At 52.3% G+C, this 22,096-nt stretch carries 17 protein-coding genes; 9 read left to right on the top strand and 8 right to left on the bottom strand.

The genetic code is table 11. The annotated features are described in order from the left end of the window. Positions 1-4 precede the first annotated feature (4 nt). A complete protein-coding gene (locus FGL10_RS03870; RefSeq protein WP_036469314.1) occupies positions 5-658 on the top strand; it encodes a MarC family protein in 654 nt (217 codons plus the stop codon). Positions 659-662: 4 nt separating this feature from the next. After that, entirely contained in the window at positions 663-2,006 is a 1,344-nt protein-coding gene (locus FGL10_RS03865) for an aldehyde dehydrogenase family protein (protein ID WP_003707832.1), read from the top strand. A 47-nt stretch (positions 2,007-2,053) separates the two neighbouring features. Here the strand turns inward: FGL10_RS03865 and FGL10_RS03860 are convergent, their stop codons facing one another. The 4 genes from FGL10_RS03860 to FGL10_RS03840 all read right to left on the bottom strand — a co-directional run bounded on the left by FGL10_RS03860 (position 2,054) and on the right by FGL10_RS03840 (position 6,012). After that, positions 2,054-2,488, bottom strand: a complete 435-nt coding sequence (locus tag FGL10_RS03860) for a DUF4124 domain-containing protein (protein ID WP_003707833.1) — start codon at positions 2,486-2,488, stop codon at positions 2,054-2,056. Between the two features lie 496 nt (positions 2,489-2,984). Further along, on the bottom strand, positions 2,985-4,241 hold the full coding sequence (locus tag FGL10_RS03850) for an RsmB/NOP family class I SAM-dependent RNA methyltransferase (RefSeq protein WP_036469339.1): 1,257 nt from the start codon (positions 4,239-4,241) through the stop codon (positions 2,985-2,987). A gap of 34 nt (positions 4,242-4,275) precedes the next feature. Continuing rightward, complete coding sequence (locus FGL10_RS03845; RefSeq protein ID WP_003707839.1) at positions 4,276-5,130, bottom strand: DUF1853 family protein; 855 nt, start codon at positions 5,128-5,130, stop codon at positions 4,276-4,278. Positions 5,131-5,193: 63 nt separating this feature from the next. Continuing rightward, the gene (locus FGL10_RS03840; protein WP_036475087.1) at positions 5,194-6,012 is read right to left on the bottom strand and encodes an RNA methyltransferase; all 819 of its coding nucleotides are present in this window, start codon (positions 6,010-6,012) and stop codon (positions 5,194-5,196) included. A gap of 175 nt (positions 6,013-6,187) precedes the next feature. Here FGL10_RS03840 and FGL10_RS03835 point away from each other — a divergent pair, with 175 nt between their 5' ends. The 3 genes from FGL10_RS03835 (at position 6,188) to FGL10_RS03820 (ending at position 11,478) form a co-directional block, all read left to right on the top strand. Beyond that, positions 6,188-6,973 carry an inositol monophosphatase family protein gene (locus FGL10_RS03835; protein WP_003707844.1) on the top strand — a complete coding sequence of 262 codons (786 nt, stop codon included), beginning with the start codon at positions 6,188-6,190 and terminating at the stop codon, positions 6,971-6,973. Between the two features lie 517 nt (positions 6,974-7,490). After that, entirely contained in the window at positions 7,491-9,803 is a 2,313-nt protein-coding gene (locus FGL10_RS03825; protein WP_036475085.1) for a TonB-dependent receptor, read from the top strand. A 124-nt stretch (positions 9,804-9,927) separates the two neighbouring features. After that, complete coding sequence (locus FGL10_RS03820) at positions 9,928-11,478, top strand: YdgA family protein (protein ID WP_003707855.1); 1,551 nt, start codon at positions 9,928-9,930, stop codon at positions 11,476-11,478. Positions 11,479-11,753: 275 nt separating this feature from the next. Here FGL10_RS03820 and lpdA read toward each other — a convergent pair whose 3' ends face one another. The 3 genes from lpdA to aceE all read right to left on the bottom strand — a co-directional run bounded on the left by lpdA (position 11,754) and on the right by aceE (position 18,028). Beyond that, positions 11,754-13,538: a dihydrolipoyl dehydrogenase gene (lpdA, locus tag FGL10_RS03815; protein WP_003707861.1), complete on the bottom strand. Its 1,785-nt coding sequence runs from the start codon at positions 13,536-13,538 to the stop codon at positions 11,754-11,756. A gap of 76 nt (positions 13,539-13,614) precedes the next feature. Beyond that, positions 13,615-15,219 carry a dihydrolipoyllysine-residue acetyltransferase gene (aceF, locus tag FGL10_RS03810; RefSeq protein WP_036475083.1) on the bottom strand — a complete coding sequence of 535 codons (1,605 nt, stop codon included), beginning with the start codon at positions 15,217-15,219 and terminating at the stop codon, positions 13,615-13,617. 145 nt (positions 15,220-15,364) lie between these two features. Next, positions 15,365-18,028 carry a pyruvate dehydrogenase (acetyl-transferring), homodimeric type gene (aceE, locus tag FGL10_RS03805; protein ID WP_003710133.1) on the bottom strand — a complete coding sequence of 888 codons (2,664 nt, stop codon included), beginning with the start codon at positions 18,026-18,028 and terminating at the stop codon, positions 15,365-15,367. Between the two features lie 183 nt (positions 18,029-18,211). Between aceE and FGL10_RS12015 the strand changes: the two genes are divergently transcribed. Then, positions 18,212-18,391, top strand: coding sequence for a hypothetical protein (locus FGL10_RS12015; RefSeq protein ID WP_151208300.1), 180 nt, complete (start codon positions 18,212-18,214; stop codon positions 18,389-18,391). A gap of 332 nt (positions 18,392-18,723) precedes the next feature. Continuing rightward, positions 18,724-20,436, top strand: a complete 1,713-nt coding sequence (locus tag FGL10_RS03795; RefSeq protein ID WP_036470059.1) for a proline--tRNA ligase — start codon at positions 18,724-18,726, stop codon at positions 20,434-20,436. Between the two features lie 144 nt (positions 20,437-20,580). Here FGL10_RS03795 and FGL10_RS03790 read toward each other — a convergent pair whose 3' ends face one another. Beyond that, a complete protein-coding gene (locus FGL10_RS03790; protein WP_003710128.1) occupies positions 20,581-20,820 on the bottom strand; it encodes a hypothetical protein in 240 nt (79 codons plus the stop codon). A 363-nt stretch (positions 20,821-21,183) separates the two neighbouring features. Here FGL10_RS03790 and FGL10_RS13020 point away from each other — a divergent pair, with 363 nt between their 5' ends. Together FGL10_RS13020 and FGL10_RS03780 are read left to right on the top strand one after the other, a co-directional pair. Beyond that, complete coding sequence (locus FGL10_RS13020; protein ID WP_080549659.1) at positions 21,184-21,315, top strand: helix-turn-helix domain-containing protein; 132 nt, start codon at positions 21,184-21,186, stop codon at positions 21,313-21,315. 1 nt (position 21,316) lies between these two features. Beyond that, complete coding sequence (locus FGL10_RS03780) at positions 21,317-21,976, top strand: hypothetical protein (protein ID WP_013449023.1); 660 nt, start codon at positions 21,317-21,319, stop codon at positions 21,974-21,976. The last annotated feature ends 120 nt before the right edge of the window (positions 21,977-22,096 follow it).

The following is a 22,096-nucleotide window of genomic DNA, read 5'->3' as shown; positions in this document are numbered from 1 at the left end:
AATAATGGGATTGGGTATGGAAATCGGCAAGCTGATTGTGGCTTTTTTGGCGCTGATCAATCCGTTTAGCGCGTTGTCGCTTTACCTTGACCTGACCAACGGGCACAGTACGAAGGAGCGCAGGAAGGTCGCGCGGACGGCCGCCGTCGCCGTGTTTGCCGTGATTGCGGTATTTGCGCTGATCGGCGGTGCGCTGTTGAAGGTTTTGGGCATCAGCGTCGGTTCGTTTCAGGTCGGCGGCGGGATTTTGGTGCTGTTGATTGCTATTTCGATGATGAACGGCAACGACAATCCCGCCAAGCAGAATCTCGGCGCGCAACCGGAAACGGGGCAGGCGCGCCCCGCCCGCAATGCCGGGGCGATTGCCGTCGTGCCCATCGCCATACCGATTACCATCGGCCCGGGCGGTATTTCGACCGTGATTATTTATGCATCGGCGGCTAAAACATACGGCGACATCGCGCTGATTATCGCGGCCGGTTTGGTGGTCAGTGCGATTTGTTATGCCATTTTAATCGTTGCCGGGAAGGTCAGCCGCCGGCTGGGAACGACGGGGCTGACGATTTTAAACCGCATTATGGGTATGATGCTGGCGGCGGTATCGGTGGAGATTATTGTGTCGGGACTGAAAACGATATTCCCGCAACTGGCAGGTTGATTCGATGTTTCACAGTGTCAATGTATTTACGGGCGAAACGCTTTACCGCCGCCCCGCCCAAGATTATGCGGAGTTTGAACGGCAACTGGCGGATTTGAAAATGCGCGGCAGGGCGTTCGCGCAATTGGGCGTAACCGAGCGTGCCGCGCGTCTGCAAAAATTTGCCGACCGTTTGGAGGCGGAGAAAGAGCGTTTTGCGGAAATGGTGTGCGAAGAAGTCGGACGCTGCCTGCACGAATGCCGTGCGGAAATCGGCAAGTCTATCGAGCTGATACGCTATTACGCCCGCCTCGCCCCCGAACTGCTTGCCCACAAAACCATTGCGACGCAGGCGAGTTTGAGTCAGGTAAGGTTTGAGCCTTTGGGCGTGGTGTTTGCCGTTATGCCGTGGAATTACCCCGTCTGGCAGGTATTGCGCTTTGCCGTACCTGCCGTTTGCGCGGGCAATGCGTGCGCCGTCAAACCCGCGCCCAGCGTGGCACGCGTCAGTCAGGCGTTGTTCGATTTGGTTTCAGACGGCATTCCTTTGGCAGGCGCGTGGCTGGATGAGGCAGACACGTTCAAGGCGATTAAAGATACCGATGCGATGGCGTTTACCGGTTCGACGCATACGGGGCGCATCCTTGCGGCACATGCGGGCGCAAACCTCAAGAAAACCGTCTTGGAGCTCGGCGGCAGCAACGCCTTTATCGTGATGCCCGATGCCGATTTGGAACGCGCCGCCGCAGAAGCCTGTTATTCCCGTTTCCGCGATGCGGGGCAATCGTGCAACGCCGCCAAACGCATCATCGTAACCGAAGCCGCAGCCGATCGTTTTATCCCGCTGTTTCTTGCCGAATGCGCCAAATTGAAAATGGGCGACCCCAAACATCCCGATACCACGCTTGCACCGCTGCACCGCGAAGATTTGCGGAACCGGGTTCACGGGCAGGTTGAAGATGCTGTTTCAAACGGCGCGGTATGCCTGGCCGGGGGCAAAGTCCCACAGGGGCCGGGATGGTTCTACCCCGCGACGGTTTTAGACAGGGTAAATCCTGCCTGCCGGGTTTGGCACGAAGAAGTATTCGGGCCGGCCGCCCTGATTTTGCGTGCTGCAAACGAAGAACACGCCATCGCGCTCGCCAACGATTCCCCGTTCGGGCTCGGTGCCTGCATTTATACCGCCGATACCGAACGCGCCTGGCGGTTTGCCGAAAAAATACAGGCGGGATCGGTGTTTATCAACCGCCATACCAGCAGCGATTTGCGCCTGCCTTTCGGCGGAGTCAAAGATTCCGGTTACGGGCGCGAATTGTCCGAATTCGGGCTGTACGAGTTCGTCAACGTCAAAACCTACTGGCAGAAATAAACAAACCCCGTGCCGCTTCAGACGGCATCGGGGTTTTGATAGATGGGTCAACGGCAGTATTTGTTTACGGCGTTATTGTATTTCCGGATCAAATCATCCTTGTTTTTCGCATTTGAGTTTCCTACCGCCTTCAGGTTCATTTTTGAAATCCGGCAGTTTTCTTCTTTGTTCTGCCGTTCGGTTTCGGCAATTTTTTTCTTTTCTTCCTCAAGCTGCCGGTTTTTCTCGGCAGTGTCGGGATTGTTTTCCTGTGCCGCGCCGTCTGTACGCTTCCCTGCGGCGGCTTGGACGGGTTTGACCGCCGGTTTGGTTTGGCGCGTCCGCAGGTTGAGGATTTGGCTCTGGTCGGGATGAAGGTGTTTCGGTACATCCGAATAGCTGTTGCCGCCGCCGTCCTTCCAAGTAAAGACGGCGGCTTCGGCAGGCGGGACGGGCAGGAAAGAGGCGAGGGCAAATGTGATGACGGATAAAGAAAAGTTCATTAGGGTTTCCTTGATGGTTGGCTGCCGGGCAGAATCAGGGCCGGCTCCGGCGGTGTCTTTTCCGGGTTCGGGTCAAAGCAAAGAAGAAACTCCGCCTTATATGGTGCTTTATATATTGGGGTAAAACAGATTCCCAAAAATATCATTGGAATATGCTTATGCTACCGTATATTTCGACAAAGAAAAAGAAAATTGCAGTCCGGCGCGTATAAAATCCGATGGGCGCGTGCTTCTGCCTTTGGTGTTGAATCGGTTGAATCTGCGGTATTTTGATATTTTTATAGTGGATTAACAAAAATCAGGACAAGGCGACGAAGCCGCAGACAGTACAAATAGTACGGAACCGATTCACTTGGTGCTTCAGCACCTTAGAGAATCGTTCTCTTTGAGCTAAGGCGAGGCAACGCCGTACTGGTTTTTGTTAATCCACTATAATTGATGAAATGCCGTCCGAAAGCTTTGAAAAGGGTTCAGACGGCATTTTGTTCAAACCGGTTTATTTGCGTTGCAATACGGCGGCGAAGAAGCCGTCGGTTTGGTGTTTTGCCGAATCGAGGCGCAGGTATTTGCCGGTATCCAAATCGATTTTCAAACCGGCAAGCAGTTCGGCGCAGTTGACGGGTTCAAACTCGGGATGTTCGGACAGGAAACGTTCGACTTGCAGCTCGTTTTCTTCCGGCAGCACGCTGCAAGTGGCGTACACCAAGCGTCCTTGCGTTTTCACCAGTTTGGAGGCGGCATCGAGGATGCTGTGTTGCTGTTCCAAAAGGTTGGCGACGGTCTCGGAGGATTGGCGGTATTTGAGGTCGGGATTGCGGCGTAAAGTACCCAAACCGGAGCATGGCGCGTCCACCAATACACGGTCGGCTTTGCCTGCTAGTCGTGCGATACGGCTGTCGTGTTCGCTGCCGATGCGTTCGGGGTGGATATTGGTCAGTCCGGCGCGGGTCATACGCGGTTTGAGGTTGGCAAGGCGTTTTTCGGCGATGTCGAAGGCGTAGATTCTGCCTTTGTTCGCCATTTGCGCGCCGACGGCGAGGGTTTTGCCGCCTGCGCCGGCACAGAAATCGACGATGATTTCGCCGCGTTTCGCGCCCACCAATAAGGCAAGCAGCTGGCTGCCTTCGTCTTGGACTTCCAGCGTGCCGTCCAAAAACAGTTCGTGTTTGTTAAACGCGATTTTGTTTTTCAGGCGGATGCCCCAAGGAGAATAAGGCGTGGCCTCTGCATCGGCACTTTCGGCTTGCAACAATGGCAGCACTTTATCGCGTTTGCCTTTCAAGGTATTGACGCGGATGTCGAGCGGCGCGGCTTGGTTGATGCTGCGGCCGAAGGCGAGGATTTCTTCTTCGCGCCAATGCTGTTGCAGCTGTTCCACCAGCCATTGCGGCAATTCTGCGGCGGTATTCAGGCCGTCTGAAAATTCGGTTTTACGGGCTTTCAAATTGCCGAGGAACTCTGTTTCTTCTTCATCAAGCAGGTCTTTGATTTGGCTGATGTTGGTACTTCTGCCGAGAACCAGTGCGGCGAGTGCGGCTTTGCGCGGCTGCGCGTGCGGACGGCGCAGGGCGGTACTGATTTTTTGATAGTGGCGCAGCGCGGCGAAGGCGGTTTCGGCGATTTCGTGACGGTCTTGGCGGCCGAGCTTTTTGTGTTCGCGGAAATAGGCGGAGAGGACGGCATCGGCAGGCTGTTTGAAAGTCAGCATTTCAGCCAAAACTTTGGCGGTATGGTCGAGTTGTGCGGCGTTCATCATTAATGGGTTCTCTTAAAGTGGGGAAATGGTTTCAGACGGCCTTCATGATGCGTTCGATTTCGTGCCAAAAGCCGTCCGGCCGACATTCCAAAACGGCAATCAAGCCTTGGTCGATACGGCGGATTTCGGTTTCGTTCAATGTTTCGGTTTTGGCGACACGCGCAGGCGCGAGATAGGCCATGCGGTCGAGCAGGTGATAGCGCGCTTCTCGGCGTTCAAACCCGTATTCCGCCCAATCTTGAATATAGATACTGCGCCAGCCGTATGGATTAAGCGGCGGCTCAAAGGCGTTGAAACCTTGCGGAAAAAATCCGATGCCGCGCACGATGGAAACGGGTTTTACGTCAAGCGGCAAACCGTGCCGCCGCAAGGTTCGGATGCCGTCTGAAGTGCGGAACAGGGCAAGTTGGGCAGACAGCTTGGCGGCTTTTCCCAACAGCGTGTCTTTGGGGTCGAGTCCGCGCATGTCTTCGGGTTTGCCCGTGCCGCCGTAATATTTGCAGGTCAGTTCGATGTGGCAGGGCTTGCCGTTAAGTCTTGCCAAAAAATCCGCCGCGCCTTGCGTATTGCCGTCCGAACCGGAAACCGCCAGGTTGTGCGCAAGCAGTTCGGCGTGCGGCGCGTTGGCAAACCAAAAAGCCAGCAGTTCTTCAGCGTAAATGCCCAAGCGGTGTCCGAACGGGGCGCGTCGGGCGAGGTAATCCTTCAGCGGTGCGGGATCGGCATCCAATGCCAAAAGGTAGCGGAAACCGTGTTCCCCCAATAGTTCGCGCACGCCCAATTCGCAGCCGCTTTGCCACAAAGGCGGCGCAGTCAGCAGCGAGGCGAGGTCGCGGACGGGGCGGGCGGTGAGTTTCCACCATAATGCGTCTAGGGCGTAATTCATTGTTTTCCCGTATTCTGCCTGACCGGAAATGCCGTCTGAAAAACGGATTCAGACGGCATGCGCTTAGGATTGCCCGTCTTTCAGACGCTGTTGCAGCGTATTGAAAAAACCGCGCAGGATATCGATATCTTCGGTTTGCGTGTTGGCGCGTCCGAACAGGCTCTGCATACGGCGCATCAGGCGTTCGCCGTTGCGGCGGTTGAAAAAGCCGATGTCGTCCATCACGCTTTCCATGTGGGCGACCATACCTTTGATTTGTTCGTGGGTGGCGGCGTGGTCTTCCTGTTGCAGGTGGGTCATCGGCGAACCGGTCTGGCTGAAGATTTCGTAACACACGACCTGCACGGCTTGGGCGAGGTTGAGCGAGAAATAGTCGGGATTGCCGTTGATGGTCATCAGCCGGTTGCAGGCTCGGACTTCTTCGATGCTCAAGCCGAAAGTTTCGTTGCCGAAGACGAGCGCGACTTGTTCCCCGCGTTGCGCCGCCTGCAATAATTCGGGCACTAAATCGCGCGGCGTTTGCAGCGGCGCGGTAATTTCGCGGCGGCGGCTGGTCAGGGCGCAGGCGATGGCGGTGTCGGCGAGGGCTTCGTCCAGTGTGGCGACGATTTCGGCGTTGTGCAATACGTCCGCCGCGCCCGAAGCGAGGATGAAACTTTCTTCCGGTAATTTAAACGATTGCGGATATTCCGGATCGAATACGGGCGGATTTTCCGTCATCGGCGTTGCCATCAGATTGGGGGCGACGATGGTCAGCCTGTGCAGCCCCATCGTTTTCATCGCGCGCGCGGCGGAGCCGATATTGGCGGGATGGCCGGTGCGTGTGAGGATGATGCGGATGTTGTCCAGATAAGCGGGCAGAGCGGGTTTTTCGGAAGCCATATTTTGTTTTCTGTTTGTACGGGAATCAGGTATAATGCGCCATCTTTTTGTTTTCAGACGACCTTTTCTTATGCCGTCTGAAATGTTCTTTAACAGCGTCGGAAACGATTAACAGCCTCTTGTGTGCCTTGTTCGGCGCATTGGGGCGTATTTTACCCGAATTAGGAAGAAAACCATGAATCCGTTTTTAAATACCGCTTTCAAAGCCGCCCGTAAAGCAGGGCAAATGATGATACGCGCCGCCGGCAATTTGGATGCCGTCAAAGTAGACAGCAAAGCATTCAACGACTTCGTTTCCGATGTTGACCGCAGCTCCGAGATGATTTTGGTGGAAACGCTCAAAGAAGCCTATCCGCATCACAAAATCACTTGCGAAGAAAGCGGCTCCCACGGTAAAGCCGCAGCCGAGTACGAATGGATTATCGATCCGCTCGACGGCACAACCAACTTCCTCCACGGCCATCCTCAATACGCTATCTCTATGGCGCTCCTGCACAAAGGCGTGTTGCAAGAAGCTTTGGTGTACGCACCTGAGCGCAACGACGTATACATGGCATCCCGAGGCAAAGGCGCGTTGCTCAACGACCGCCGCATCCGCGTTTCCAACCGCATCGAATTGAACCGCTGCCTGATCGGTACCGGCTTCCCCGTTGTCGATCAAAGCATGATGGACAAGTATCTGGCGATTTTGAAAGATTTCTTGTCAAAAACCGCCGGCGGCCGTCGTGAAGGCGCGGCTTCTTTGGATTTGTGTGCTGTGGCGGCCGGCCGTTTTGACGGCTTTTTCGAGTTCAACCTCAAACCGTGGGATATTGCCGCCGGTGCATTGATTGTCCAAGAAGCAGGCGGTATCGTTACCGATATGTCGGGTGAGGACGCTTGGTTGGAAAGCGGCGATATTGTCGCCGCCAATCCCAAAGTGCTGGCGCAAATGTTGAAAATCATTTCCGCACACGTTTAAATTTCAGCCCTCTCCCGGGAATGCGGGAAAACGGGCGGGTATGCCGTCTGAAGTATCGTGCCGATATTTCAGACGGCATTTTTGTTGGTAATAGGAGCAGGAAGGTGGAAACGGCTAAATGCCCAAAACTGCCGAGGATGGAAACCCATATCTGATTAAACGGAGAATCCTGTGCGATTTGTTTATAGTGGATTAACAAAAACCAGTACGGCGTTGCCTCGCCTTGCCGTACTATCTGTACTGTCTGTGGCTTCGTCGCCTTGTCCTGATTTAAATTTAATCCACTATATTTCCCTTTCAGTCGTTTAAAGGCGGTTTGATGGATGCCAAACCGGCTGTGGCGGAAAACAGACACCGGAGTATAAAAATAAACCGAGTTTTAACAGACAGATAACTTTGCCCCATAAAATTTTTTAGGAATAGTTTTGATTATCAAATATAATTTTCGCCCGAAATATCCGATAAGTTTGTTTATTTTTATCTTTATTCCCAAATACTTAAAAAAGAAAGCGTTTTTATGAACAAAAAACTTGCCTTAATGCCGCTGTTGATTTTGAGCGCGTTTTCGTCTGCCGCCGACAATACTCCGCAGCAGGGCGAACTCGGACAGGTTCATGTCCGTGCCGATGCCAAGCGCGTCAAAGCCGCTCGTTCTTACTCCATTGCCAGCGACGGCGACTTGCGCGACCGCGTGAACTTGGGTTTGTTGGGTAAGGCCAACGCCTTTACCGCGCCGATTACCGTCGTCAATTACGACGAACAAGCCCTCAACAACACCGAAGCGCGTACTTTGGTGGATGCCGTAGCGAAAAAAGACGCTTCCGTTTGGCAGTTCGGCGGCGAAAGCAACACGCTGACCGGTCTGTATTTTAGAGGTTATCAGCTTGACTCGCGCCAATTCAGCGTCAACGGTTTGGCAGGGATGTACGGCACGCAAGGCACGGCCAGCGTGCAAGTTGGTTCCGCACAACTGATTAAAGGCGCGTCCACCGCCGTAAACGGTATGGACCCCGAAGGCGCGGTCTCCGGTTCCGTCAACATCGAAACCAAAAAAGCCGCCGATGAAGGCAACCGCAAAATCGGTTTGGGCCGGTTCAGCAACAACCGCGCCCAAGGCACGTTCGACTTAGGGCAACGCTTCGGCGAAAACAAAGAGTTCGGTGTGCGTGCCAACGGCAAACTGCGCCACGGCGACACCCCGCGCCACGGTTACAGCGAAGACAACAAAGAATTTGCGGTAAATGCCGACTATCGCGGCGAAAAACTGCGCGTGGCGTTCGATTCCATCTACGCGAAACGCAAAACCAACGGCGGCCGCGCGCGTATGCAGGACATCCAAAACGCCGGCGGACGCTTGTTTGACGCGCCCGATGGTAAAACCAACCTGCTGCCTTCTTGGAACTGGCAAAACACCGTTGGCGAAACCAATATGCTGACCTTTGAATGGGATGCGTTTGACAATGCCCAAATTACCGGCGGCATCGGCTACAACAAAGCACGTTATTACGGCACGCTGATTTCCCCGACCGTTTGCGGTACAAGCGGCGCAAGCAGCCAAACCGAAACCTGCACGGCTGCCAACCAATACCACACCGGCACGGCGCGCCTGACCGACCAATATTTCCGCACATTGAGTATGAACCTGACCGCACGCGGCGAATTTGAAACCGGTCCGGTAACACATAACTGGAGTACGGCTTTCGACCGCGTTATCCGCCAGCGGAAAACCATAAACGGCAGCGGGAACGGCACTAGCAAGATAGAAGTGAAGGCAAACGAAAATATTGCGAATCAATTGGCATCGTTCAAAGCCGACTATCCCAATTCTTGGGCGAAAACCGCCAACTTGGATGCCAATATCAAAGTTAACAGTCTGGCTTTGTCCGACACCTTGGGCTTCGTGGATAACAAATACCGCCTGACTTTGGGCGGACGTTTCCAAGCGGTTGAATACACCGACAAGAAAAAATCGCAGAGCGGTAATGCCAAACGCTTCAGTCCGATGCTGATGGCGGCGTGGGTGCCGCAACCCGATTTGGTCGTGTACGGCAACTACATGGAAGACCTTGAGCCTGCCGATATCAAAACCGATGATTCCGGCGAAACGACAATGGCGAAACCGCGTGTCAGCCGTCAGTTTGAAGTGGGTGTGCGCAAAAACTGGGGCGATTTTGTAACGACGCTGAACGCATTTCAAATCAAACGCCCGGGTTATTGGAGGGGTAATACTGTTAAGAGCGGCAGCGGCACAGGCGGCGCGGCAGGCAGTACGGGCGGCAGCACAACCGGCAGTGCGGGCAGCAATTCCGATTTTGCCCGCTATAAAGCCCAAGGCGGTACGGCAGGCGACGAGCAAGGAATGGAACGCAGCCGCGGTATCGAGTTCAACGCATACGCCAACCTGTTAAACAAAACCCTGCGTCCGACTTTGGGTTTGATGTATCTGCAATCGACCGTGAAGAATTATCCGAATTCGCGCGATATGCTGGTTAACGGCGTACAAGTCGCCAATCCGCGCGTGATTGCCAAAGCGGGCGTGGAATGGGATGCACCATTTGCCAAAGGCTTGACCTTGAACGGCAACGTTTCGTATTTCGGCAAGTCTTACCAAGACACGAAAAAACAATATGCCTTCCCATCCTACACCTTGGTTGACGTAGGCGCGCGCTACAAAACCAAGCTGGGCAAAAATACTTTGACCGTCAGCAGCTCGGTGGAAAACCTGTTCAACAAAAACTATTGGCAGGTACAGCGCGGACAATTCGACCGCAGCTTCGCCGTCGTCGGTATGCCGCGTACTTACTGGCTGAAGGCGGAATTGGATTTCTAAGCTGCCTCCGTTTCCGAAAATGCCGTCCGAACAGGTTTCAGACGGCATTTCTTTTAAAGAGATATGGCGGGATACGCTTAAATAATGCTATTCTAGCGTCTTTGAAACCTGCTTGTTTGAAGTGATGAAAAAACCTTTGATTTCAGTTGCGGCAGCATTGCTCGGCGTTGCTTTGGGTACACCTTATTATTTGGGTGTCAAAGCCGAAGAAAGCCTGACGCAGCAGCAAAAAATATTGCAGGAAACGGGCTTCCTGACCGTCGAATCGCACCAATATGAGCGCGGCTGGTTTACCTCTACGGAAACGACGGTCATCCGTCTGAAACCCGAGTTGCTGCATAATGCGCAGAAATATCTGCCGGATAATTTGAAAACAGTGTTGGAACAGCCGGTTACGCTGGTAAACCATATCACGCACGGTCCTTTTGCCGGCGGATTCGGCACGCAGGCGCACATTGAAACCGAGTTCAAATACGCGCCTGAAACGGAAAAAGTTTTGGAACGCTTTTTTGGGAAACAAGCCCCGGTTTCCCTTGCCAATACCGTTTATTTCAACGGCAGCGGCAAGATGGAAGTCAGTGTTCCCGCCTTCGATTATGAAGAACTGTCGGGCATCAGGCTGCACTGGGAAGGCCTGACGGGGAAAACGGTTTACCAAAAAGGTTTCAAAAGCTACCGAAACGGCTATGATGCCCCCTTGTTTAAAATCAAGCTGGCAGATAAAGGCGATGCCGCGTTTGAAAAAGTGCATTTCGATTCGGAAACTTCAGACGGCATCAATCCGCTTGCTTTAGGCAGCAGCAATCTGACCTTGGAAAAATTCTCCCTAGAATGGAAAGAGGGTGTCGATTACAACGTCAAGTTAAACGAACTGGTCAATCTCGTTACCGATTTGCAGATTGGCGCGTTTATCAATCCCAACGGCAGTATCGCACCTTCCAAAATCGAAGTTGGCAAACTGGCTTTTTCAACCAAGACCGGGGAATCGGGCTCATTTATCAACAGTGAAGGGCAGTTCCGTTTTGACACGCTGGTTTACGGCGATGAAAAATATGGCCCGCTGGATATCCATATCGCTGCCGAACATCTCGATGCTTCTTCCTTAACCGTATTGAAACGCAAGTTTGCACAAATTTCTGCCAAAAAAATGACTGAAGAACAAATCCGCAATGATTTGATTACTGCAGTCAAAGGCGAGGCTTCCGGATTATTTACCCATGACCCGGTGCTAAATATCAAAACTTTCCGTTTCACGCTGCCGTCGGGAAAAATCGATGTGGGCGGGAAAATTATGTTTAAAGATATGAAGAAGGAAGATTTGAACCAATTGGGTTTGATGCTGAAGAAAACTGAGGCGGACATCAGAATGAGTATTCCTCAAAAAATGTTGGAAGATTTGGCAGTCAGCCAAGCGGGCAATATTTTCAGCGTCAATGCCGAAGATGAGGCGGAAGGCAGGGCAAGTCTTGACGACATCAACGAGACTTTGCGCCTGATGGTGGACAGTACGGTTCAAAGTATGGCGCGGGAAAAATACCTCACTTTAGACGGCAATCAGATTGATACGGTCATTTCCCTGAAAAACAACACCCTGAAGTTAAACGGTAAAACGCTGCAAAATGAACCCGATTCCGATTTTGACGAGGGCGGCGGGGTTTCCGGCCAACCGCATTAATGCCGTTTATGCCCAATGCCGTCTGAACGTTCAGACGGCATTTTTGCCGGTTTTGAAACGGGATGTGTTTCATATTTAAATACCGTTATTGCCCCTAATCCGATGCCCGGGCGCGTTTCCGATGTTCAGATATGAAACGCAGACGGGACGGGGGATGAGTGAAAGCCGGTTAAAATTTGCGGTGGGAAAGCATAAGGGGGAAACAAAAATGCCGTCTGAAGGGTTCAGACGGCATTTGTTCGGATAAACCTTATCGGCTGCTTAGAGCGTCAGGTTTATTTTTTCTTTTGAGCCGGCAGGTCGGTACAAGTGCCCAAAGCCACTTCCGCAGCCATACCGATGGATTCGCCCAAAGTGGGGTGCGGATGGATGGTTTTGCCGATGTCGGCCGCATCACAGCCCATTTCGATGGCGAGGCAGACTTCGCCGATCATATCGCCGCCGTTGGGGCCGACGATGCCGCCGCCGATAACCCGTCTGGTTTCGGCATCGAAAATCAGCTTGGTAAAGCCGTTGTCGCAACCGTTGGCAATCGCACGGCCGGAAGCCGCCCACGGGAAGCTGGCTTTGGTGATTTTGCGGCCGGAGGCTTTGGCGGACAACTCGGTTTCGCCCACCCACGCCACTTCGGGAGAAGTGTAGGCAACGCCCGGAATCACGCGCGCGTCGAAGTAGGCTTTGTGGCCGGCGCAGTTTTCGGCGGCAACGTGTCCTTCGTGAACGGCTTTGTGCGCCAACATCGGCTGACCGACGATGTCGCCGATGGCGTAGATGTGCGGCACATTGGTACGCATTTGTTTGTCCACTTCGATGAAGCCGCGATCGGTTACGGCAACGCCTGCTTTTTCCGCGCTGATGAGTTTGCCGTTGGGCGCGCGGCCGGCGGCAACCAGTACGGCATCGTAACGTTGCGGCTCTTTAGGCGCATTTGCACCTTCAAAGGTAACGTAAACGCCGTCTTCTTTCGGCTCGACTGCAACGGTTTTGGTGTTGACCATAATGTTGTCAAAACGGTATTCGTTTTGTTTTTGCCATACTTTCACCAAGTCGCGGTCTGCGCCTTGCATCAGGCCGTCCATCATTTCAACCACATCCAAACGCGAACCCAGCGTGCTGTAAACCGTACCCATCTCGAGGCCGATAATGCCGCCGCCGATAATCAGCAGTTTGCCCGGTACTTCTTTCAGTGCCAGTGCGCCGCTGGAATCGATGATGCGCGGATCTTCAGGGATAAACGGCAGTTTGGTAACGCGGCTGCCTGCTGCAATGATACAGTTTTTGAAGGCAACGATTTTTTTCTCGCCGGTAGGGGCTGCTTGTTCGTACACGTCGCCGGCAGTCAGCGACACTTCCATGTGGTGCGGATCCAAGAATTGCCCGTCGCCTTGGATAACGTCCACTTTACGGCCTTTCGCCATACCTGCCAAACCGCCGGTGAGGCGGGAAACCACGCCGTTTTTGTAGGCGCGCAGCATATCGATGTCGAGTTCAGGCTCGGGGTATTTGATACCGTTGGCAGCCAAGTGGCGCACTTCGTCGATAACAGCGGCATTGTGCAACAGGGCTTTGGAAGGGATACAGCCGACGTTCAGGCAAACGCCTCCCAAAGTTTTGTAACGCTCGACGATGGCGACTTTCAAGCCTTCATCGGCAGCAGCGAATGCGGCAGAATAACCGCCGGGGCCGCCGCCCAATACGACCACGTCGTACTCGGCATCGGCAGAACCGCCGAATTGCGCGGCTTGCGGAGCAGGAGCGGCAGCTTTAGGGGCTTCTTGCGCCGGGGCGGCAGCCGCTTCGGCTTTAGGAGCGGCAGCCGCGCCCTCGGCTTCAACGACGACAATCAAACCGCCTTCGGAGATTTTGTCGCCCACTTTGACTTTCACTTCTTTGACCACGCCCGCAACTTCGGCAGGCACGTCCATCGTCGCTTTGTCGGTTTCCAAAGTAATCAGGGTATCGTCCACAGCAATGGTATCGCCCACATTTACTTCAACCGCGATAATATCTACATTTTCGTGTCCGCCAATGTCGGGCACTTTCAATTCAACTAAGCTCATGTCTCATCTTTCTGAATGATGTTCAAACTTCCTTTTCAGACGGCACAGACCGCTATGCCGTCTGAAGCCGGTCGGGTTACAGGGTAATGCGGCGGAAGTCTTTCAACAGGTTGGCCAGGAATACGGTGAAGCGCATACCGGCCGCGCCGTCGATGACACGGTGGTCAAAGGACAGGCTCAACGGGCACATCAGGCGCGGGGCGAACTCTTTGCCGTTCCAAACCGGTTTGATTTGGGATTTGCACACGCCCAAGATGGCGACTTCGGGAGCGTTCACAATCGGCGTGAAGCCTGTGCCGCCAATGCCGCCCAAGCTGGAAATGGTAAAGCACGCGCCCTGCATTTCTTGCGGTTTGAGCTTGCCTTCGCGGGCTTTTTTGGACAATTCGGTCAGCTCTTGGCTGATTTGTTTCAAGCCTTTTTGATCCACGTCTTTGATGACGGGAACAACCAAGCCGTTCGGCGTATCGGCTGCGAAACCGATGTTGAAGTAGTTTTTCAGCACCAGGTTGTCGCCGTCCAGTGAGGCGTTGAATTCGGGGAAGGCTTTCAGCGCGGAAACGGAGGCTTTGATAATGAACGCCAACGGGGACAGTTTCACGCCTTCGCGTTCCCATTCTTTGTTCAACTGTTTGCGGAATTCTTCCAATTCGGTCATGTCCGCTTCTTCGTGTACGGTAACGTGAGGAATCACAACCCAGTTGCGGGACAGATTTTGACCGGAGATTTTCTTAATGCGGGACAATTCTTTAACTTCGACATTACCGAATTTGGAGAAGTCCACTTTAGGCCACGGCAGCAAGTCCAGACCGCCGCCCAAAGACGTGCCGGCTGCGGCAGGTTTCGCCGCACCGCCCTGCATAACGGATTTCACAAAGGCTTTGATGTCGTCGCCCACGATACAGCCTTTCAAGCCGGTACCTTTGACTTGGCCCAAATCCACGCCCAATTCGCGCGCCAGTTTGCGTGCGGAAGGACCCGCGTGTGCTTTGGCGAAAGCGGCTTCGTCGATTTTGGCGGCAGGAGCGGCAGGTGCAGGTGCAGCGACTAGTGCGGCAGAAGCTGGAGCGGCAGCAGGCGCGGCAGCCGGTGCAGGTGCGGCAGCTTGGGCAGGAGCCGGTGCGGCGGCAGAGCCGGCGGTTTCTACTTCGATAATGGCAGAGCCTTCGGATACTTTGTCGCCGACTTTCAGGAATACGGCTTTAACGACACCGGCAGCGGTACAAGGTACGTCCATCGTCGCTTTGTCGGTTTCCAAAGTAATCAGCGTGTCGTCTTCGGCAACGGTATCGCCAACTTTAATTTCGACGGCGATTACATCTACATCGGTATGGCCGCCGATGTCGGGGACGGCTACTTGGACGGCCGCACCGCCTGCGGCAGCGGGTGCGGCAGCAGGCGCGGGTTGCGCTTCAGCAGCCGGAGCGGCTTCGGCAGCGGTGGCACCGGTTTCAACGGTCAGAATCACGCCGCCTTCGGAGATTTTGTCGCCGACTTTGACTCTCACTTCTTTCACGACGCCGGCCGCATCGGCAGGTACGTCCATCGTGGCTTTATCGGTTTCCAAGGTAATCAGGGTGTCGTCAACGGCGATGGTGTCGCCCGCTTTGACTTCTACGGCGATGATGTCGACGTTTTCATGACCGCCGATATCGGGGACTTTGATTTCTACGATACTCATTTGAGTTCCTTTAATCTTTTTCAGTTGGATGCCGTCTGAAAACTGCTTCGCACGGCATCGGTACGGTTTGTTCAAACCATTCGGGCATTCGGTTTTCAGACGGCCTGATGTCGGAATGGGGCAAACAGGCCGTCTGAAGCATCAATCAGCGTTTCCAGCTAGGGGCTGAGTCGGCTTTGATGCCGTATTTTTCGATGGCTTGCTGAACGGTCTCTTTGCTGACTTTGCCTTGTTCCGCCAATGCGGCCAATGCGGCAACGGCAACGTTGTAGCGGTCCACTTCGAAGAAGCTGCGCAGGTTGGCGCGGCTGTCGGAGCGACCGAAGCCGTCAGTACCCAAAACGTGGTAATCGTTCGGGATATAGGCGCGGATACGGTCGGCATAGCTGCGGATGTAGTCGGTAGCGGCAATCACCGGACCGTCATGACCTTGCAGTTGGGAAGTAACGAAAGGTACTTTTTCGGCTTCCAGCGGATGCAGGCGGTTGAAGCGTTCCACCTCGACAGCGTCGCGGTGCAGCAGGTTGAAGGACGGGCAAGACCAGATATCTGCTTCTACGCCGAAGTCGGCTTTCAGCAATTCGGCACCGGCAATGACTTCTTGCAGGATGGTACCGGAACCCATCAATTGGACTTTCTTGTCGCCTTTGCCGCCGGCTTTCAGCAGGTACATACCTTTCAAGATGTCTTGTTCTGCACCTTCGGGCATATCCGGATGGGTGTAGTTCTCGTTCATCAGGGTGATGTAGTAGAACACGTCTTCGTGGTTGGCATACATACGGCGCAGACCGTCTTGTACGATGACGGCGACTTCGTATTGGAAGGTCGGATCGTAAGTGACGCAGTTCGGAATCAGATCCGCTTGAACATGGCTGTGGCCGTCTTCGTGTTGCAGGCCTTCGCCGTTCAGCGTCGTACGGCCGGCAGTGCCGCCCAACAGGAAGCCGCGCGCGTGCATATCGCCCGCCGCCCAAGCCAAGTCGCCGACACGTTGGAAACCGAACATAGAATAATAGATATAGAACGGAATCATCGCGAAGTCGCTGTTGGCGTAGCTGGTCGCAGCTGCAATCCAGTCGGCCATCGCGCCCGGTTCGTTAATACCTTCTTGCAGGATTTGACCGTCGACGGATTCTTTGTAGAACATCAGTTGGTCTTTATCTTGAGGGGTATATTGCTGACCTTTCGGATTCCAAATACCGTATTGGCGGAACATGCCTTCCATACCGAAAGTACGGCTTTCGTCGGGAACGATAGGTACGACGCGTTTGCCGATTTTTTTGTCTTTCAGCAGAGTGGACAGGATGCGGACGAATGCCATAGTGGTCGAGAACTCGCGTTCACCGCTGGATTTGAGTTGAGTTTCAAATGCGGACAGTTCGGGTACTTCCAAAACTTCTTGGGTAGGTTTGCGTTGGGGCAGGTAGCCGCCCAAAGATTCGCGGCGCGCGTGCAGGTATTTGTATTCTTCGCTGTCGGGAGCAAAAGTCAGGTAAGGCAGGTCACCGCTGTCGATTTGCTCGTCGGTAACAGGAATGTCAAAGCGGTCGCGGAATTGTTTCAGAGACGCTTTGTCCATTTTTTTGGCTTGGTGGGCAACGTTTTGACCTTCGCCGGATGCGCCCATACCGTAACCTTTAATGGTTTTCGCCAAAATTACGGTAGGTTTGCCGTCGGCATGGTTCGCTGCGCGGTCGTAGGCGTTGTACACTTTTTGCGGGTCGTGGCCGCCACGGTTCAATGCCCAAATTTCGTCATCGGTCATATCGGCAACCAATGCTTTCAGTTCGGGCGTATTGAAGAAGTGTTCGCGCACATACGCGCCGTCTTTGGATTTGTAAGTTTGGTAGTCGCCGTCCAAACATTCTTCCATACGTTGGCGCAGGATGCCGTCTTTGTCTTTCGCCAAGAGGCGGTCCCAGCGGCGGCCCCAAATGACTTTGACGACATTCCAGCCGGCACCGGCAAAGTTGCCTTCCAATTCTTGGATGATTTTGCCGTTGCCGCGTACCGGGCCGTCCAAACGTTGCAGGTTGCAGTTGATGACGAAAATCAGGTTGTCCAAGCCTTCGCGTGCGGCAAGGGCGATTGCGCCCTGGCTTTCGGGTTCGTCCATTTCGCCGTCGCCGCAGAAACACCATACTTTACGGCCTTTGGTTTTGGCCAGACCGCGAGATTCCAAGTATTTCAGGAAACGGGCTTGGTAAATCGCCATCAATGGGCCAAGACCCATAGATACGGTCGGGAATTGCCAAAAGTCGGGCAGCAGGTGGGGGTGGGGGTAGGAAGGCAGGCCTTTGCCGGCAACTTCTTGGCGGAAATTATTTAATTGGTCTTCGGTCAGACGGCCTTCGACAAAGGCGCGGGCATAGATGCCGGGGGAGGCGTGTCCTTGAAAAAATACCAAATCGCCTTCTTCGCCTTCGCCCTTGGCTTTCCAAAAGTGGTTGAAGCCGACTTCGTACATTGTGGCGGCAGATTGGAAAGATGCGATGTGCCCACCCAGTTCCAAATCTTTCTTACCGGCGCGCAATACGATGGCGGCGGCGTTCCAGCGCACGAATGCGCGGATGCGGTGTTCGATGTTTTGGTCGCCAGGAATGCCTTTTTCGTTTTCAACCGAAACGGTATTCAAATACGGGGTGGTCGTGCCGTGGGGCATACGGACACCTTTGTCGCGGCAGTATTTGACCAGTTTTTCCAAGAGGTATTGAGCGCGTTCGCCGCCTTCGTATTCGAGGACGGAGCTTAACGCATCCAGCCATTCTTGGGTTTCAATGGGGTCAACATCGTGTAATTGGGTGGACATAGTACCTATCCTTTATGTTGAGTGTTAAATCGGCAGGGCGTGTACGGCTTGCCCCTTTATTTTCGTTAGTGAAAAACAATAAGCAAAAAACGAAAATTTCCAAACCAGACCGAAACGGGATAATTAATCCTAATGTTTTCAAAAAATTATAGAAGCCTTGAAAACAAGGGGATATTTGTAAAAATGTCCGGCCTGTTGCAGGTGAAATCCTATCAGCAATCAAGCCTGCCGGCAAATAAGCGTGCCTTTGAAGCCGGGTTGCGCTTTTGCCGAATGTTTGTCCGGCAGGAAAACTTGTTTTATTGTGAAAATATTTTGACTTATTTTGATTGTATTTTTTCGGAATCGCGTGAAATCAGATAATCCGTTCTCTGCCGGCAAGGTTGCCGCCGATGAAAAATCTATGCACAGGCTTTGTGGATAATCGTGTTGATAAATTTGGCGTAAGGTTAAAAAAGTCTTACACAACAAATGTGCGCTTATTTTGATGAAAAAATAGGCATATTTAAATATATTAAAATCAAATAGTTATGTTAATTATGGTGTTTTTCGTATGTTCTGCACCGGCCCTGCTTGCGCGCCTCCGGTTGAGGAATGCCGCCGAATTTGCGGCGGGCGGTGCAAAACCTGCTTTTTTCGCGTTACAATCTGCACCCGACTTACTTTTGAATCTGCCTGTTTGGAAAAATACTTTTATGAAAGCCAGCCAATTCTTTATCTCTACTTTAAAAGAAGCCCCTGCCGAAGCCGCGCTTGCCAGCCACAAGCTGATGATTCGCGCCGGTCTGATTAAAGCCAACGCGTCCGGCCTTTATACTTGGATGCCGATGGGGTTGCGCGTGTTGCGTAAAGTCGAAAACGTCGTGCGAGAAGAAATGGCGCGCGCGGGCAGCGTGGAGCTGCTGATGCCGGTGGTGCAGCCTGCCGAGCTGTGGCAGGAATCCGGCCGCTGGAAGTTTTACGGTAAAGAACTGCTGCGCCTGAAAGACCGCCACGACCGCGATTTCTGTATGGGGCCGACTTGCGAAGAAGTGATTGCCGACATCGTGCGTAAAGAAGTCAACAGCTACAAACAACTGCCGAAAAACTTTTACCACATCCAAACCAAATTCCGCGACGAAGTGCGCCCGCGCTTCGGTGTGATGCGCGCGCGCGAGTTTGTCATGAAAGACGCTTATTCCTTCCACGCCGACTATGCCTCGCTTCAGACGACCTATCAAGATATGTACGATGCTTACTGCCGTATCTTTACCCGTCTGGGTTTGGCGTTCCGCCCTGTTGCCGCAGACACCGGCAGCATCGGCGGTACGGGTTCGCACGAATTCCAAGTATTGGCTGAAAGCGGCGAAGATGTGATTGCATACAGCGACACTTCCGATTACGCCGCCAATATCGAGTTAGCGCCGACCTTGCCGCTCAAAGGCGAACGCGCAGCCGCTCAGGCAGAACTCGTCAAAGTACACACGCCGAACGTCAAAACCATTGATTCATTGGTTGATTTCCTCAGTATTCCGATTGAAAAAACACTGAAATCCATCGTGGTTGAAGGCGAAAACGAAGGCGAACTTATCCTGCTGCTGTTACGCGGCGACCATGAATTTAACGACATCAAAGCCGAGAAACTCGCAGGCGTGAAATCGCCGCTGACGATGGCAAGCCCTGCCGCTATTGTCGAACAGTTCGGCGCAAACGGCGGCTCGCTGGGTCCGGTCAGCTTTGCGGGCAAAGTCTATGCCGATTTCGCTACCGAAAAAGGCGCGGACTGGGTCATCGGCGCGAACGAAGACGGCTACCACTATACCGGCTTCAATTTCGGCCGCGACGCTGCCGAACCTGAGTTTGTCGATTTGCGCAACGTCGTCGAAGGCGACGAAAGCCCCGACGGGCAAGCCCGTCTGAAACTGGCGCGCGGCATTGAAGTCGGACACGTCTTCCAGTTGCGTGACAAATATACTAAAGCGATGAATGTCAGCTTCTTGGACAACAACGGCAAATCGCAAATTATGGAAATGGGCTGCTACGGCATCGGCATCACCCGCGTCGTTGCCGCCGCCATCGAGCAGAACAACGACGAAAAAGGCATCATCTGGACCAAAGCGATGGCGCCGTTTGAAGTCGTCATCGTGCCGATGAACTACAAAAAATCAGACACCGTGCGCGAAGCCGCCGACAAAATCTACGCCGAACTGCTGGCGGCAGGCGCGGATGTATTGCTGGACGACCGCGACGAACGTGCGGGCGTGCTGCTGAACGACTCCGAATTGTTGGGCATCCCGCACCGCATCGTCATCGGCGACCGCGCCTTGAAAGAAGGCAATGTCGAATACGCCGAACGCCGCGAAAACGAAGCGCAGGCAGTTGCAATCGGAGAAATTGTTGCGCGTGTAACAGCTTCATTAAATGCGTAAGCTTGCCCGGATGCCGTCTGAACGTGGTTTCAGACGGCATTTTTACAGCCGCCCCCATTATTCCGGCGCAGGCGGGAAGCCGGAAATTTGAGCGGGGCGGAATCAAATGTTTCCGGAAAATCAAATCCCGCAATTCCCGCGCGTTTATCCGGTATATCCGTCCAACTCATCAAGAATAGAGTTATCGGCAGAAATTTCACCACAATTCCCGATATAATGTTTAGTGAGTACATAGCTATAAAACATACTGTCCCCGGTGCCTGCGAACAAATCATATAAGGTTAAATGTTCATATTTTGTACTATCGCTATTTTTCGTTAAAACATAGTCAATCCCTTCTTGAATAAAGCCAATAAGCGATAACTTTGATTCTATATAGTTCATTTGTACTTTCTAAAAAACAACTTATCGTAGGCGGAAAATGTAATTAAATCAACGTAAAATTCAACTCATTCGTGGAGTCCGGTCATGATAAAAAACACAAACAGAAATTTTCCTTCAATTGGCACAACCAGATGAAAAAAGTGTCAGCCGTTGGACATTAAGGGAAGAAATGCTTAAAAATGGTTTAAGGCATTGGAAACGTTGGTAGTTTTTGCGAAGGCTGTTATCAATACAAACCCGTAGCGTACAGAAAACGTTTTTTCGGACTCTAAGAGGCAGGGCATGGATATATGCAAAAAATTTGGGCTGAATATTAGAAAATTCAGAATAGAAAACCGGCTGGCGTAAGCTAGATTAGCTAACATTTCAGGGGTGCAGCGAAACTATATCAGCGACGTAGAATTAGGCAAACGGAGCATTTCACTGAAAAATATTGAAGTTTTGTCTGTTTCTCTGAATGTTGGAATTACTGAACTATTTAAATTTGAAGAATAAAATGGACTTTAATCAAGCTCTTGAATTGCTGGAAAATATGCTGAAAGAAAGAACCGATAACGGCTCGTATTCTTGGGGCAAAAAGCAAGGAAATTTATCAGACAGGAAAACAGATTTTATCTATAAAATAAGAAGTTATTCGGCTCTTTTAGAAAAATGCCAATCTGAAAATCTAGACCGGCCATTGACCGAATACGCAAAAAATAGATGGCTTAATTTCAAATCCGCACAAGCCATTGAAGCCATGTTTTCACAGCATCATTCTGTAAGAAAAGAAGCGGATCAATATCATCAATCTATTGATTTTTATATAAATAACATTAACTTTGACCATAAAACTTCGCAGTTTCCAAGGGGTTTCGGCCATAATCTTGAATACGCCCTGAAAAATAAAAAAGAAATCATAGAATGGCTATACAAAAACCAAAGTACAGAAAGAAGAATGCACTTTGAAAACCGCCTGTTTGTGATTTTATACGACACTAAAAACAAGCAACACTGGAAATTAAAAAGCGATTTAAGGGGGATTTACACTAAAATCACAGATTATCTTGATAATTTTGACCAAAATGCTTTAATCGCTTTAGATCAAGGATTGTTAAAAGATGGAAAACCAAGCAATAAAATCATTTATAGCGATGTAATTTGGTATGTTAAATAATCTCCTGCCATTAAATAATCATTTAAACGCTCTCTTTGACAGCAAAAGCCCGGTCTTTTTTATATTTTTTATAAAAAATAACTGTTTACGCCTTACATGACAAAGGTTTGAGCGGTTTGG

This window comes from Neisseria lactamica, assembly GCF_901482445.1.
In the GTDB taxonomy this organism is placed as follows: Bacteria; Pseudomonadota; Gammaproteobacteria; order Burkholderiales; family Neisseriaceae; genus Neisseria; species Neisseria lactamica.
Note: the sequence above shows the minus strand (reverse complement) of the source record. Positions and strands in the feature narration are given on the sequence as shown.